This window comes from Leifsonia stereocauli (genome assembly GCF_038432415.1).
Lineage (GTDB): Bacteria > Actinomycetota > Actinomycetes > Actinomycetales > Microbacteriaceae > Orlajensenia > Orlajensenia stereocauli.
In genome coordinates, this window is record NZ_JBCAUN010000001.1 from 689202 (window position 1) to 703763 (window position 14562).

The following is a 14562-nucleotide window of genomic DNA, read 5'->3' on the forward strand; positions in this document are numbered from 1 at the left end:
GGTCGCGACGCCCCATCAGGCCTGAACGCCTGGTGGGGCGTCGTCGTTCTCGCGCACGCGCACGGTGCGGTGGGTGTCGAGGGCGATCACGCCGCCGAGGATCGCCAGGGCGAGCGAGATGGAACCCAGGGCATCCGTCGGCCAGTGATACCCGAGGTAGATGCGGCTGACGGACAGCACGGCGATCACGGCGGCCGCGACGATGAAGGCGATCACGGTGGTTCGGCGACTCTTCCGACGCGAGAACACCAGGTAGGTGACCAGCAGCACGAAGTCGGCCGCCCCGAGCACGTGGCCCGACGGGAACGAGAACGTGTGGTCGGGGCCGAACAGCATCTCCTCGACCGGCGGACGGGGCCGCTCGACCAGCGGGGCGATGATCAGGGCCAGGATCACGCCGGTCAGCATGCCCCCGGCGAGCAGCAGGGGGCGCCAGGCGTGTTTGGCGAGGATGCCCCAGGTGACAGTGGTGATCAGGATGATGATGGGCATCGCGACGGGCCCGAAGGCCACGGCGAGCACGATCATCACCTGCGTCAGGACCGGCGAGCGCTCACCTTTGGCCCACTCGGCGAACGGCTCGTCGATCACGGAGACTCCGCCGCGCAGTTTCACGCTGAGCAGGATGACCGTGAAGAGCGCCAGTCCCACGATCGCCAGCACGAGTGCCGTGCGCATCAGTGCGTGACGATCGCGGGCCTCGACGTAACGGATCTCCACGATGAACTTCTCGTGCAGCTCGCGCAGGCGGTTCCGCTGCTTCTCTACCCGCGTGCTCACGCCTGTCCGCCGTCGGGCTCGCGCATGTCCTGTGTACTCATCATGGTCCTTGCTGCCGGGTGCCGAATCCCACACTGTATCCGCCCGAGAGCATTGCGCCAGCCCCCTCGCCGACCCGCCGCGCCCCCATAGGCTGGTCTGATGACAGCAGCCACAGATGCCAGAGACCGTTCCGTCCGTATCGGCGTCCAGGTGCAGCCGCAGCACGCCCACTACGCGAAGATCCGTGACACGGTGTCGGAGCTCGAGGATCTCGGCGTCGACATCCTGTTCAACTGGGATCACTTCTATCCGCTGAACGGTCCGGCCGACGGAGAGCACTACGAGTCGTGGACCATGCTCGCCGCCTGGGCCGAGCAGACCAGCCGCGTCGAGATCGGCGCCCTCGTCAACTGCAACAGCTACCGCAACGCCGACCTGCAGGCCGACATGGCCCGCACCATCGACAACATCAGCGACGGCCGCTTCATCTTCGGCACCGGTGCCGGCTGGTTCGAGCGCGACTACGACGAGTACGGCTACGAGTTCGGCACCCCGGGCACCCGCATCAAGGCCCTCGGGGAGGCACTGCCCCGCATCGAGGAGCGCTGGACCAGGCTCAACCCGCCGCCGGTGCGCGACATCCCCATCCTGATCGGCGGCGGGGGAGAGAAGAAGACCCTCCGCATCGTCGCCCAGCACGCCGACGTCTGGCACAGCTTCTCCGACCCGGCGACCCTCGAGCACAAGCTCGGCGTGCTCGACGAGCACTGCGCCGTCGTCGGTCGCGACCCCCACCAGATCGAGATCTCCATCGAGCTGCGTCGTCAGAGCGATGCCGACGTCGAGGCGCTGTACGGCCTCGGCGCCCGGCTCTTCACCCTCGGCATCAGCGGACCCGACTACGACATCGAGCCCGTGCGCCGGTGGCTCGCCTGGCGCGACGGCAAGAACGCCTGATCCGTCTCGGCGTCATCCGCTGCCGCCCCCTAAACTGAAAACCGAGCAACGTTCGCTTACGGGACAGCAAGTTCCTGAGGGCGGAAACCACCATGGCGCCCTGCGCCATGCGAACAGAAAGTGATCTCCCATGACCACGGGCAACGCCGACTACCGCGACTCCGGTCTCGACTTCCCAGCCGACTTCCTGTTCGGCTCCGCCACGGCCTCGTACCAGATCGAGGGGGCCGCCACTGAAGACGGTCGCGGGCCATCGATCTGGGACACCTTCAGCCACACGCCCGGCAAGGTCTGGAACGGCGACACCGGCGACGTGGCCGACGACCACTACCACCGCTTCGACGAAGACCTCGACCTCATGAAGAGCCTGGGCCTCGAGGCGTACCGGTTCTCGATCGCGTGGCCGCGCATCCAACCGACTGGGCGTGGTGAGGCGAACGAGGCCGGCCTGGCGTTCTACGAGCGGCTCGTCGACGGCCTGATCAGCCGCGGCATCCGCCCCATCGCCACTCTGTACCACTGGGACCTGCCGCAGGCGCTCGAGGACGAGGGCGGCTGGACGAACCGCGCCACGGCCTACGCCTTCGCCGACTACGCCCGCATCGTGGGGGAGCGCCTCGGAGACCGGATCGAGGTGTGGACGACGCTCAACGAGCCGTGGTGCTCGGCCTACCTCGGCTACGGGTCGGGGGCGCACGCGCCCGGCATCATGGACGGCGCGTCGGCCTTGGCCGCGGTTCACCACCTGAACCTCGCGCACGGTCTCGCCATCACCGCCCTGCAGGAGGTCGTCACCAACGACCCCGGCTTCTCGATCACACTCAACCTGCACGTCATCCGCCCCGTCGGGGAGTCCGGCGCCGAGGCCGCCCGCCGCATCGACGGTCTCGCCAACCGCGTCTTCCTCGGGCCTCTGCTGCACGGCGAGTACCCCGCCGACGTCATCGAGGACACGAAGGACGTCACGGACTGGGCCTTCGTGCACGAGGGCGACACGGCCATCATCAAGCAGCCGATCTCGGTGCTGGGCGTCAACTACTACTCCACCGTCACCGTGCAGATGTGGGACGGCGTGAGCGAGCGGGTGAACGCGGACGGCCACAAGGACATGGGCGGCTCGCCCTGGCCGGGCTCGCGGGACGTCGAGTTCCTGGCCCAGGACGGCCCGTACACGGAGATGGGCTGGAACATCGACCCCTCGGGTCTCGAGGAGCTGCTCGTGTCCTTGCACGATGAGTTCCCCGATCTGCCGCTCATGGTCACGGAGAACGGCGCGGCCTTCGACGACGTGCTCACCCAGGAGGCCGACGGCCCCGCCGTGCACGACATCGACCGCACCGACTACCTGCGCCGCCACTTCACCGCCGCCCACCGTGCGATGCAGCGCGGGGTCGACCTGCGCGGCTACCAGGTCTGGTCGCTGCTGGACAACTTCGAGTGGGGCTACGGCTACTCCAAGCGCTTCGGCATCGTGCGGGTCGACTTCGACACCCTCGAGCGCCTGCCGAAGGACTCGGCGAAGTGGTACTCGGAGCTGATCAGGACCCGCAGCCTGCCCGAGACCCCGGCGGCATACTGAGCAGCGGCATCCGGACACCGAGCCTCGCTACGATGAGCCGAATGACGACGAGCGACCCAGCCCCGAGCCTTCCCGTTCCGACAGATGCCGCCTGGCAGCACCAGTACCCCTACAGCGAGAAGATGTCGCGCAGGGAGTACGAGAAGCAGAAGCGGCGCCTGCAGATCGAACTGCTGAAGCTTCAGGCCTGGGTCAAGGACACAGACCAGAGGATCGTGATCCTGTTCGAGGGTCGAGACGCCGCAGGCAAGGGCGGCTCGATCAAGCGCTTCACGGAGCATCTCAACCCCCGTGGCGCCCGCGTCGTCGCCCTTGCCGTGCCGACAGAGCGCGAGCGGAGGCAGTGGTACTTCCAGCGCTACGTCGAGCACCTGCCCACGGGCGGCGAGATCGTGCTGTTCGACCGGTCCTGGTACAACCGGGCCGGCGTCGAGCACGTGATGGGCTACTGCTCCCCGCAGGAGTACGCCGAGTTCATCCGTTCCACGCCCGAGTTCGAACGGATGCTCGTTCAGAGCGAGGTGAGCATCATCAAGTTCTGGTTCTCGGTCGGGCGCGAGGAGCAGCGCGTGAGGTTCGCCTCGCGCAGCGATGACGCCGTCAAGCAGTGGAAGCTGTCGCCGACGGACCTCGCGAGCCTCGACAAGTGGGACGACTACTCGGCGGCGAAGGAGGCCATGTTCGCCGCGACGGACACCCCGCACGCACGGTGGACCGTGGTCAAGTCCAACGACAAGAAGCGGGCCCGCATCGAGGCGATGCGCTGGGTGCTCTCCCGCTTCGACTACCCCGGCAAGGACGCGGCCATCGTCGGAGTTCCCGACCCCCTCGTCATCGGCAGCCCGTCCGTCGTCTACGACGAGGGCGAGACGCCGATCGCGCCGCCCGAGGTCGTCTGAGCGAACGCCGCCCGGTCAGTCGACCGGCAGCGGTCGCCCTGCGCGCATCTCGCGCACGAGGTGCGCGACGACCTTCGTCAGGTCGCCACCCGACGCCTCGGCAACGGCGAGCTGACGCTGATAGCTTCCGCCGGCATCCAGGACCTCGATCACCTGAGCGAGTTCCTCGATGCAGTCGAGGCGCTCGGCGATCGGCATGAGAGCCTCGACCAGCTCACGCAGGTCGTCGGTGACCAGCCGCTCGCGGCCCGACGCGTCGAGGATGATCTCGGCGTCGAGGCCGTAGCGGGCCGCTCGCCACTTGTTCTCGCGGGTGTACCAGGGCTGCAGCCACGCGAGGGTCTCGCCGTTGTCGAGCCGCTCGCTCATCCACTCCACGAGGCACTGGATGAGCGCGGCGAGGGCGCCGAGCTCCAGCGTCGTCGGCACGCCGTCGCAGGCGCGCGTCTCGAGGGTTCCCCACTTCGGAGAGGGGCGGATGTCCGTGCGCACCTCGCTGTCGTCGTCGATGACGCCGGTGACGACCATGTCGTCGACGAACTGCTCGTAGGCCGCCCAGTCCTCGAACTGCCAGGGGAGCCCTGCCGTCGGCAGCTGCTGGAACATGAGCGCGCGGTTCGAGGCGTAACCCGTGTCGACGCCCGCCCAGAACGGACTCGACGCCGAGAGCGCCTGCAGGTGCGGGATGTAGCTGAGCAGGGCGCCCAGGATCGGGATGGCCTTGTCGCGCGACTCGATGCCGACGTGAACGTGCACGCCCCAGATCATCATGTTGCGACCCCAGTACTGCGTGCGGTCGATGAGGCGGTGGTAGCGCTCCTTGTCGGTGACCTGCTGGTCGTACCACTGGCTGAACGGATGCGACCCAGCGCACATGAGATCGGCACCGAAAGGCTCGGCTGCAGCGCGCACCTCGTCGACGAGTTCGCCCATCTGCGCGACCGCCCCTCCGATGGTGGCGCGCACGCCCGAGACGATCTCGACGGTGTTGAGCAGCAGCTCCGTCGTGATGTGAGGGTGGTGCTCCTCATCGGCCGGGCGCACGGACTCGAGCACCTGAGGGGCGACGCCGGTGAGTTCACCGCTGCCCTTGTCGACGAGCGCGAGCTCCCACTCGATGCCGACGGTGGAGCGTTCCGATCGGGCGAAACTGATGTGCACGCGTCAGCCGTTCTCTCTTCGGTCCACCTGTGTGGCGAGCCGCCTGTCGGCCATCCTCGCAGTTCGTCGCCCGGACGGGGGTCGTGACACTTCGGCCGCAGCCGAACTGTGCGAGGCCTACGCTCGAGCCATGGTCACTGACACTGCCGTCCTCGGAACGCGCGTCTCGGCGCTCACCCTCGTGGCGATCGCCGTGACTGTGCTGGCGTGGGCATCGGCCTTCGTGGTGATCCGTGCCGTCGGGGCGCACTTCTCGCCGGGCGCTCTCACCCTGGGTCGACTGCTGGTCGGATCCGTCGTGCTCGGCGTCGTCCTGCTCGCCCGCCGCGGCTGGGTGCGTCCGTCCGCACGGGACTGGCTGCTCCTCGTCGGCTGCGGGATCTCCTGGTTCGCCGTCTACAACATCGCGCTCAATGCCGCGGAGCTCGAACTCGACGCCGGTACGACGGCGATGCTGGTCAACGTCGGCCCCATCCTCATCGCCGTGCTGGCCGGAACCGTGCTGCGCGAGGGGATCCCGCCCTGGCTCATCGGCGGTGCAGTGGTGTCGCTCGTCGGGGTCGTGCTGATCTCGATCGGCAGCCAGGGCACCACTGTCGGCAGCGGGTGGGGCATCGCGCTCTGCCTCCTCGCCGCCGTGAGCTACGCCATCGGCGTGATCCTGCAGAAGATCGTGCTGCGGCGCCTCCCGGCACTGCAGGTCACGTGGATCGCCTGCACCGTCGGCGCCGTCGTGTGCCTGCCGTTCCTGCTGCAGCTCGTCGGGGAGACCATTGCCGCTCCGGCGGCATCCGTCTGGGGAGTGGTCTATCTCGGCGCCGTGCCCACGGCTCTCGCGTTCACGACGTGGGCGTACGCCCTCAGCCGCATGCCGGCGGGTCGGCTGGGCGTGACGACCTACCTGGTGCCGCCGCTCACGATCGTGATCGCCTGGGCCTTCCTCGCCGAGGTGCCCGCGCCGCTGCAGGTGGTCGGCGGTGCCATCTGCCTGGTCGGGGTGGCACTCTCACGGATGCCGTCCCGGCGGCGAGCGGTGACGTCGTGACGACCGCCGCGGAGGCCGCCGCTGTCGCAGCCCTCGCGTCGCTGCTCGGCGATCCCACCCGGGCGGCGTTCTGCCTCGCCCTGCTCGACGGCCGGGCGTGGACTGCAGGGGAGCTGGCGCGCCTCGCCCGGGTGAGCCCGGCGACGGCGAGCGAGCATCTCGATCGACTCGTGCGTGGGGGACTTCTGGTGGAGGAGCGGCAGGGGCGCCACCGCTACGTGCGTCTTGCCGGGCCGGATGCCGCCCACGTCGTCGAGGTGCTGGCCTCCAGCACGCGCCCCACAGCGTCTTGGAACTCCTACGCGGCGGTGCGGGCCGGCGCAGGGCTGGCCGCAGCGCGCACGTGCTACGACCACCTGGCCGGCCGCCTCGGCGTCGGGGTGCTGGACGCCCTCGAGCAGCGCGAGTACGTCAGCCGTGCCGACGGAATCGCCCTCACAGCGCCGGGAGCCGCCTGGCTCGGGTCGCTCGGCGTCGACGTCGACGGCATCCGTCTCGCCCATCGTCCTGTGGTGAGACTGTGCCTCGACTGGACCGAACGCCGCTCGCACCTGGCCGGGGGAGTCGGCGCCGCACTGGCCGCGGTCTTCCTCGAGCGCGACTGGATCCGGCGGGCCGAGGGACGTGCGATCACGGTGACGGATGCCGGTCGAACAGCGCTGCAGCGAGAGCTCGGCCTGGCGATCGGCTGAGCGTCCGGTGTCGATTACCCGTTACGGCGGGAATCTGCAAGAATGGTCAGTCGAGTTCCTTTTCCGCCCGACCCTCTAATCAGGCCTCTGGAACTCCCCTTGAACCTTTGCCGAGTGTGCACCCCACGCTCACGGCTGTCAGTTCGCCCAACCTCATAGAACACACAGGAGAATTGTGGCTGTCAAGATTCGTCTCAAGCGCCTCGGAAAGATCCGCGCACCCTACTACCGCATCGTCGTCGCCGACTCGCGCACCAAGCGCGACGGTCGCGTGATCGAGGAGATCGGCAAGTACCACCCCACCGAGGAGCCCTCGTTCATCGAGGTCGACTCCGAGCGTGCCCAGTACTGGCTCAGCGTCGGCGCCCAGCCGACCGAGCAGGTAGCTGCGCTCCTCAAGCTCACCGGCGACTGGGGCACCTTCAAGGGTGACAAGAACGCCAAGAGCACCGTCAAGGTGAAGGAGCCCAAGGCTGCCTTCGTCGCCGACGAGAAGAAGAAGCCGGTCCTCAAGCCCAAGGCCGAGAAGCCGGCTGCCAAGGCCGAGGCTCCCGCCGACGAGGCCGTCGAGGCTGCAACGGACGAGCAGGCCTAGTCTTGCTCGCTCCCGCCGTCGAGCACCTGGTCAAGGGGATCGTCGATCACCCTGATGACGTCCAGGTGCTCACCAAGAACACCCCGCGCGGCGAGATCCTCGAGGTTCGTGTGAACCCCGAGGACCTCGGTCGCGTGATCGGTCGTGCCGGTCGTACCGCGAAGGCGGTGCGTACCCTCGTCACCGCCCTCGCGGACGGTCGGCGGGTTCGCGTCGACGTCGTCGACACCGACTCGGCGCGGTGAACGCCGACGCGCAGAAGCGCACGCAACTGAGAGTCGGGCGCCTGCTGAAGGCGCACGGACTCAAGGGCGCGATCAAGCTCGAGCTCTACACGGACGCCCCGGAACGACGCTTCGTTCCGGGCGCCGTGTTCAGCCTGCAGGTGCCGCCCGGAACACCGTGGCACGGCAAGTCGATCGAGCTCATCGAACTCCGCTGGTACAACCAGCACCCCGTCGGGTTCTTCAAGGACGTTCCCGACCGCACCGCAGCAGAGGCTCTCGCCAAGGCCATCCTCTGGGTCGACCAGGACCCCACCGAGCTCACCGGTGAAGAGGACGCCTGGTACGACCATCAGCTCGTCGGCCTCGATGTCGTGCGCGACGGCGTGAAGGTGGGCCTCGTCGCCCGCATCGATCACCTGCCCGCGCAGGACCTCATCATCGTCAAGACCACGACGGGCGAGGTCATGGTGCCCTTCGTCTCGGCCATCGTGCCGTCCGTCGACCTCACGACCGGTGTCGTCACGGTGACTCCTCCGATCGGCCTCTTCGAGGAGATCCCCGACGACGACGATGACGCCCCGGATGCCGCGGCCGACGCCGTCGAGTCCGACTCCGTCGAGTCCGACTCCGTCGAGTCCGACGCGGCAGACGCCGACCAGGTCGACGCCGCATCCGACGACGCGTCGCACGACGCAGCTCCGTCCGAGAACTGATCCGTTCCGCGTGAGTCGCTCTCCCGCGGTCGTCCCGGCGTTCGACGCCGTGATCATCGCGGGTGGGCGCGCTCATCGGCTCCGAGGCGCCTCGAAGCCGGCGCTGCTCTGGAACGGACGCAGCCTCCGCGACCGCAGCCTCGCCGCTGTCGGCGCCGCCCGCGCCATCGCGTGGGTGGGCGACGGCGACGCCGGGCTCGATCCCCGGGTGATCGTCACGCGCGAGCGGCCCCTCTATGGCGGGCCTGCAGCAGCTCTGGCTGCCGGGCTCGCCGCGTTGCCGCATCCGCTCGCCTCGATCGTCGTCGTGATCGCCGTCGATCTACCCCGTATCGAGGAGGCCGTCGTGGCGCTGCTCACCGCCGTCAGCCGCACGGCAGCCGGTGACGCCGCCGCCACGACGCACTCTGCTCTGAGCGGTGACGGTGTGATCGGCATCGATGCCGCCGGGTTCCGCCAGCCCCTGCTCGCGGCCTATGAGGCCGAGGCGTTGGAGACTGCCGTCAGCGCCCACGCCGATTCGCTCGACGGGTCGTCGCTACGTCGCCTGATCCGCGACCTGGACCTGCGGGAGATCTCGCTGCCCGACGGCGTCACCGCCGACATCGATACGCCCGAGGATGCCGCGTACCATGACATCGCCCTGCCGCCCGAGACCGAGGAGCCCACGCCATGACGAACACCCCCGAAGGTCTCGACGACTGGGTGCGCCGTGTCTCCATCCGCCTCGACGCCGACGGTTCGTCACTGGGCGACCTCGAGGTCAAGATTCCGGTGCTGCTCGATCTTGCTCGGGATGCCGCCCACGGCGTCGCCCGCCCGGCCGCTCCGGTGACGACGTTCCTGCTCGGCTATGCGGCGGGCCGGGCGGGTGCCGATGCCGCCGAGGTGCGCCGACTGGCCACCATGCTCGCCGAGCTCGCGGGCCCCGGCGAGACCGAGTGAGCTCCGCCTCGCCGAGCTGGGACGACGCCCGCGCTCGCGCCGTCTCCCTGGGGGCCGAGCGGATGCTGCCCTCTCGGCCCGCAGCCATCAGCGAGGCCGTCGGCCTCACATCAGCCGCTGACGCCCACGCCGTCGTCTCTCTGCCCATCGCCGACATCAGCGCCATGGACGGCTGGGCGATCGCCGGCGACGGCCCCTGGCGCGTCGGCGAGCCGGTGCGAATGGGCGCGGACACTCCCAGCGAGGAGCTTCGACCGGGCCTGGCTCGACCCGTGACGACAGGGGCGGTCGTCCCTCCCGGCGCCAGAGCCGTACTGCGCAGCGAGCACGGAGCCACGGAGCGCGACCCGGCAGGCGCCGAGTTGCTGTCGCTGAACGGTTCCGGTCGAGCCGCGAGTGACCAGCCAGCCGGCCGTCACATCCGGAGGGCCGGTGAGGAGATCACCGCGGGCGAGCTGCTGTGGGCTGCCGGCACGATCCTCACCCCGGCCCACGTGGCCTTCGGGGCCGTCGCGGGACTCGACACCCTGGAGGTGCGCCCGCTCGCCCGCGCTCGGCTCGTCGTGACCGGCGACGAGGTGATCACCGTCGGGGCTCCTCGCCGAGGCGAGGTGCGCGACGCCTTCACACCCGTCTTCTCGAGCCTGCTTCCGATGCTCGGCCTGTCGCTGCACTCCGGTCATCACGCGAGTGACTCCCACGCCGCCGTGTCCGAGGCCCTGCAGCATCCCGACGAGGCCGAGCTCGTCATCACGACGGGGGGAACGTCCCGCGGCTCGGGTGACTGGGTGCGCCATGCCGTCGAGGACTCCGGGGGAGTCATCGTCGTCGACGGCGTGCGGATGCGGCCGGGTCATCCCGTGCTCCTGGCGCGTCTGGCCGACGGCCGGCCCCTGCTCGCGCTCCCCGGCAACCCGCTCGCGGCACTGGTGTGCCTGCTGAGCTTCGCGCCGGCCCTCGTGGCAGGGATGACAGGGGGAGCGCTCTCGCAGCTCGAGCCTCTGCTGGAGCTCGACGTGGAACCGATCGAGCACGACACCCGCATCATCCCGTTCCACCGCGAGAACGGTCGGGCCGTCGCCACCTCGTGGCGCGGCTCGGCGATGCTGCGTGGCCTGTCGGAGGCCGAGGGCCTCGCCGTCGTCGCGCCTCAGGACGCACCGGCTCCGACCCTGATGCTGCCGCTGCCGTGGGCGCTGGCCGCGCGCCGCTGACGCCCCGAGCTCAGACCGTGGCCGACGCCGCGCCGCCCGTCGCCTCGAGGTGAACCAACAGGTCGGCGATTCGGCCCTTGCAGCCGCCGCATCCGGTGCCGGCTCGGGTGTCCTTGCCGATGCAGTCGACGGTCGTGTTGCCGCACGCGGCCGAGTCGGCGATGTGCGCCACGGTGACGCCGTTGCACCAGCACACTGTGGCGCCCGGTGCGAAGGCGTCGCTGTCGAGCGACGGCGTGTAGTCGGGGCCGTCGAAGCGCAGCAGCACCGAGCGGTCGGCCGGGAGCTCGGCTCCCCGCTCGTGGAGCAGCGTGAGCTCGGCCGCCGTGCGCGGCATCCCGACGCAGACGAACGCCGTGAGCACGCCGCCGCGCGTGACGAGCTTGACGTAGCTGCCGTTCTCGGGGTCTGCCCACTGCGCGACGCGCTGCGGCCCGCGCGGGTCGACGAGGTCGTCGGCGTACTGCGGATCCCACGGCTCGGCCGCGACGTCTCCGACGGCGACGACGTCGATGCCCTCGGCCTTGAGCATGACGAGGGCGTCGCGTTCGACCGGAGCGGCCGAGTCGACGGGCAGAGCCGAAGCCTCGGCCCTCAGCTGCGCGGCCAGCCAGGCGGCCTGACGCCACCCCGGACCGATCAGCCCGGTCGGGGCGCCGGGCAGCACGGCGAGTTCCGCGGAGACGGCTGTGCGCGGCACGACGTGGGCGCAGTCGCCGATCGCTGAGATGGCAGGGTCGCTCCAGCTGCGGAGGTCCGCGTCGACCACGATGCCGGCCGCCGTGCGGAGACCGGCGAGGGTGGCCAGTTCGGTGCGGGCTCCCACGCCGCAGGAGAGCACGAGCAGGTCGCCGCGGATCTGCTTGCCGTCGGCCGTGATGAGGGCGTCGAAGCTGCGGTCTCCGTTCTCGTGCTCGTGGAAGCTCACGGCCTCCGCCCGGCTGTGCTCCACGACGCTCACGCCGGCGCGACGCAGGGCAGCCTGCAGCACGCGGCCGCCGCCCCTGTCGAGATTGCGCGGCATGGGGATGTCGCCGTGGTGCACCACGCAGGCCTCGGCTCCTGCCTGCGTCGCGGCCAGCGCCAGCTCGAGTCCGAGCACGCCGGCACCCAGCACCACGATGCGGCCACCAGCCCGCACGGTTCGCGAGATGCGCTCGGCGTCGGCGACGTCGCGCAGCACGGTGATGCCGGTAGGCAGTTCGTCGTCACGGCCGACGAGGGCCGGCCCGTACTTCTCCAGGTGCGCCAGGTCGCGGCGCGGCTTCGCGACACCGTCGAGTGTCGGGATGTTCGCGCGGGCGCCCGTGGCCAGCACGAGCCTGTCGTAGCCGACGCGTTCACCGGTGTCGAGGACGACCTCGGCCGCCTCGGTGTCGATGGCGGAGGCGGTCGTGCCGGTGAGCAACCTGACGCCGGATGCCGCGGCGCCGGCCCTGTCGGCGACGATGATGCTCTCCAGGTCGGTGCGGCCGACGGCGAGCTCTGCCACGAGAACTCGGTTGTAGGCATCCGTCGTCTCGGCGCCGATCACGCTCAGCTCGACGGAACCGTCGCGCACTGACTGGAGCATCTCGTCGACGAAGCGGGACCCGACGGGGCCGTAGCCGATCAGCACGACCCTCACACGACCACCTCGAGCGCGGGGCGGGCGTCGACGGCCTCGATCACGGGGCTCACGTGCACGGCGCTCTTCTTGAACTCCGGCATGCCCGAGATCGGGTCGACGGCATCGAGGGTGAGCACGTTCGCCGACTCGTCGGCCGGAAAGTGGAACGGCAGGAACACGGTGTCGGGGCGGATGTCGACGCTGAGCCTCGCTCGACAGCGCACTGTTCCGCGCCCGTTCACCACCTCGACGAGAGCGTCGTGGTCGATGCCGAGGCGGGCCGCCGTCGCCGGATGCAGCTGCAACCGGGCGTGTGGCTGGGCCGCGGCGAGCTCGGGCACCCGTCTGGTCTGCGCGCCCGATTGATAATGCTCGAGCAGTCGGCCCGTGATGAGCGTCAGTCCGCCGTCGACGTTCAGCGGTTCGGCCGGCGGCGTCGGCGCGACGGCGACGATCCGCGCCAGGCCGTCGGGGTGGCCGAACCTGTCCGCGAACAGGCGCGGTGTTCCGGCCGACCCGCGCGGGAAGGGCCAGTAGGCGGCTTCTCCGGCCTCGAGCATCGCGTAGTCGATGCCCGAGTAGTCGGCGATGCCGCCCTCCGAGGCCAGGCGAAGCTCCTCGAACACGGCCTCGGGGTCGACGTCGAAGGTCGAGGGAGCGTCGAGGCGCTCGGCCAGTTCGTGCAGCACCCACAGCTCGTCGCGCACGCCGGGCGGGGCAGAGACGGCTCGCCGGCGGCGCAGCACGCGACCCTCGAGCGAGGTGATGGTGCCCTCCTCCTCCGCCCACTGAGTGACCGGAAGCACGACGTCGGCGATGGCCGCCGTCTCCGAGAGGAAGAAGTCGCAGACCACGAGGAAGTCGAGGGCGGCGAGGCCTGCTGCGACCTGAGCCGCGTTCGGCGCCGAGACGACCACGTTCGAGCCGTGCACGAGGAAGGCACGGATGCCGTCGGGCTGTCCGAGCGATTGCAGCAGCTGCGCAGCGGGCAGGCCGGGCCCGGGGATGATCGCCGGGTCGATTCCCCAGACGGCGGCGACATGGCGACGGGCTCCGGGGTCGGCGATCTTGCGATAACCCGGAAGCTGGTCGGCCTTCTGACCGTGCTCGCGGCCGCCCTGCCCGTTGCCCTGCCCGGTGAGCGTGCCGTAGCCGGAGTGCTGCGAACCCGGGAGCCCCAGAAGCAGGCTCAGGTTGATCGCGGCCGTGGCGGTGTCGGTTCCGTCGACGTGCTGCTCGACCCCGCGCCCGGTGAGGATGTACGTTCCCCGCCCCGTGGCGAGACGACGAGCGATCTCGCGCAACTGCGGCACCGGGACCCCGGTCTCCGAGGCGACGCGCTCCGGCCACCACACGCTCACCGATCGACGCAGCTCGGGGAACCCCGCGGTGCGCTCGGCCACGTAGGCCTCGTCCCACAGCCTCTCGGCGATGACGATGTGTATGAGGCCGAGCAGCAGCACCAGGTCGGATCCCGGCGTGGGCTGCACGTGCATGCCCTGGCCGTTCTCCGTGAGGCGCACGGTGGCCGTGCGCCGCGGGTCGACGACGATGAGTCCGCCGGCGGCCTGCGCACCGGTGAGGTGGCCGATGAAGGGCGGCATGGTCTCGGCGACGTTGGTGCCGAGCAGCAGCACGGTCTCGGCTGCGTCGAGGTGGTCCACGGGGAACGGCAGTCCGCGGTCGATGCCGAAGGCCCGGGTTCCGGCGGCGGCCGCCGACGACATGCAGAAGCGGCCGTTGTAGTCGATGCGGCTGGTGCCGAGGGCGAGCCGGGCGAACTTGCCGAGGAGGTACGCCTTCTCGTTCGTGAGTCCGCCGCCGCCGAAGACGCCGACGGCATCCGCCCCGTGCAGTCGCCGCGTCTCGCGCAGCCTGTCCGCGACCAGGTCGAGAGCCTCGTCCCACCCGGCCTCACGGAACGTGCCGTCGGCGCCGCGGATGAGCGGGGCCGTGATGCGGTCGGGGGAGCCGAGAAGGGCCGGAGAGGTCCAGCCCTTCTTGCACAGGCCGCCGCGGTTGGTCGGGAACGCTCGGCCCTCGACGGTGGGAACAGCGGGAACGGCATCCGGAGCCGGTGTCAGCGTCATGGCGCACTGCAGGGCGCAGTACGGGCAGTGCGTCGGGGTGGCCGCGTCGGGCAGTGCAGGCATGGAGTCCTCTG

15 protein-coding genes are annotated in these 14562 nt (G+C 70.1%); 11 read left to right on the forward strand and 4 right to left on the reverse strand.

Annotated features, from left to right (window positions below):
* Positions 1–15 precede the first annotated feature (15 nt).
* The gene (locus AADV74_RS03410) at positions 16–780 is read right to left on the reverse strand and encodes a phosphatase PAP2 family protein (protein ID WP_342111828.1); all 765 of its coding nucleotides are present in this window, start codon (positions 778–780) and stop codon (positions 16–18) included.
* 141 nt (positions 781–921) lie between these two features.
* Here AADV74_RS03410 and AADV74_RS03415 point away from each other — a divergent pair, with 141 nt between their 5' ends.
* From AADV74_RS03415 to ppk2, 3 genes are all read left to right on the forward strand, one after another.
* A complete protein-coding gene (locus AADV74_RS03415; RefSeq protein WP_342111830.1) occupies positions 922–1719 on the forward strand; it encodes an LLM class F420-dependent oxidoreductase in 798 nt (265 codons plus the stop codon).
* A gap of 130 nt (positions 1720–1849) precedes the next feature.
* A complete protein-coding gene (locus AADV74_RS03420; RefSeq protein WP_342111832.1) occupies positions 1850–3298 on the forward strand; it encodes a GH1 family beta-glucosidase in 1449 nt (482 codons plus the stop codon).
* Between the two features lie 41 nt (positions 3299–3339).
* Positions 3340–4197 (forward strand): polyphosphate kinase 2, encoded by an 858-nt coding sequence (ppk2, locus tag AADV74_RS03425; protein ID WP_342111834.1) that lies wholly within the window; start codon positions 3340–3342, stop codon positions 4195–4197.
* A gap of 15 nt (positions 4198–4212) precedes the next feature.
* Here ppk2 and AADV74_RS03430 read toward each other — a convergent pair whose 3' ends face one another.
* Complete coding sequence (locus AADV74_RS03430) at positions 4213–5358, reverse strand: glutamate--cysteine ligase (protein ID WP_342111837.1); 1146 nt, start codon at positions 5356–5358, stop codon at positions 4213–4215.
* Between the two features lie 130 nt (positions 5359–5488).
* Here AADV74_RS03430 and AADV74_RS03435 point away from each other — a divergent pair, with 130 nt between their 5' ends.
* From AADV74_RS03435 to AADV74_RS03470, 8 genes are all read left to right on the forward strand, one after another.
* Entirely contained in the window at positions 5489–6403 is a 915-nt protein-coding gene (locus tag AADV74_RS03435; protein ID WP_342111838.1) for a DMT family transporter, read from the forward strand.
* Positions 6400–7095, forward strand: coding sequence for an ArsR/SmtB family transcription factor (locus AADV74_RS03440; RefSeq protein WP_342111840.1), 696 nt, complete (start codon positions 6400–6402; stop codon positions 7093–7095). Before AADV74_RS03435 ends, AADV74_RS03440 begins: the two co-directional genes overlap by 4 nt.
* A gap of 175 nt (positions 7096–7270) precedes the next feature.
* A complete protein-coding gene (gene rpsP, locus AADV74_RS03445) occupies positions 7271–7690 on the forward strand; it encodes a 30S ribosomal protein S16 (protein ID WP_342111843.1) in 420 nt (139 codons plus the stop codon).
* A gap of 2 nt (positions 7691–7692) precedes the next feature.
* Positions 7693–7935, forward strand: coding sequence for an RNA-binding protein (locus AADV74_RS03450; protein ID WP_055819239.1), 243 nt, complete (start codon positions 7693–7695; stop codon positions 7933–7935).
* Positions 7932–8630 carry a ribosome maturation factor RimM gene (gene rimM / locus AADV74_RS03455; protein ID WP_342111848.1) on the forward strand — a complete coding sequence of 233 codons (699 nt, stop codon included), beginning with the start codon at positions 7932–7934 and terminating at the stop codon, positions 8628–8630. The genes AADV74_RS03450 and rimM overlap by 4 nt, the downstream gene beginning before the upstream one ends.
* A 10-nt stretch (positions 8631–8640) precedes the next feature.
* Positions 8641–9306, forward strand: coding sequence for a molybdenum cofactor guanylyltransferase (gene mobA / locus AADV74_RS03460; protein ID WP_342111850.1), 666 nt, complete (start codon positions 8641–8643; stop codon positions 9304–9306).
* Positions 9303–9575 carry a DUF6457 domain-containing protein gene (locus tag AADV74_RS03465; RefSeq protein WP_342111852.1) on the forward strand — a complete coding sequence of 91 codons (273 nt, stop codon included), beginning with the start codon at positions 9303–9305 and terminating at the stop codon, positions 9573–9575. Before mobA ends, AADV74_RS03465 begins: the two co-directional genes overlap by 4 nt.
* On the forward strand, positions 9572–10789 hold the full coding sequence (locus tag AADV74_RS03470; protein WP_342111854.1) for a molybdopterin molybdotransferase MoeA: 1218 nt from the start codon (positions 9572–9574) through the stop codon (positions 10787–10789). The genes AADV74_RS03465 and AADV74_RS03470 overlap by 4 nt, the downstream gene beginning before the upstream one ends.
* A gap of 10 nt (positions 10790–10799) precedes the next feature.
* On the opposite strand, the gene AADV74_RS03475 is transcribed toward AADV74_RS03470, so the two are convergent.
* Complete coding sequence (locus tag AADV74_RS03475) at positions 10800–12416, reverse strand: FAD-dependent oxidoreductase (RefSeq protein WP_342111856.1); 1617 nt, start codon at positions 12414–12416, stop codon at positions 10800–10802.
* Positions 12413–14551, reverse strand: coding sequence for a molybdopterin oxidoreductase family protein (locus AADV74_RS03480; protein ID WP_342111859.1), 2139 nt, complete (start codon positions 14549–14551; stop codon positions 12413–12415). The genes AADV74_RS03475 and AADV74_RS03480 overlap by 4 nt, the downstream gene beginning before the upstream one ends.
* Positions 14552–14562: the final 11 nt, after the last annotated feature.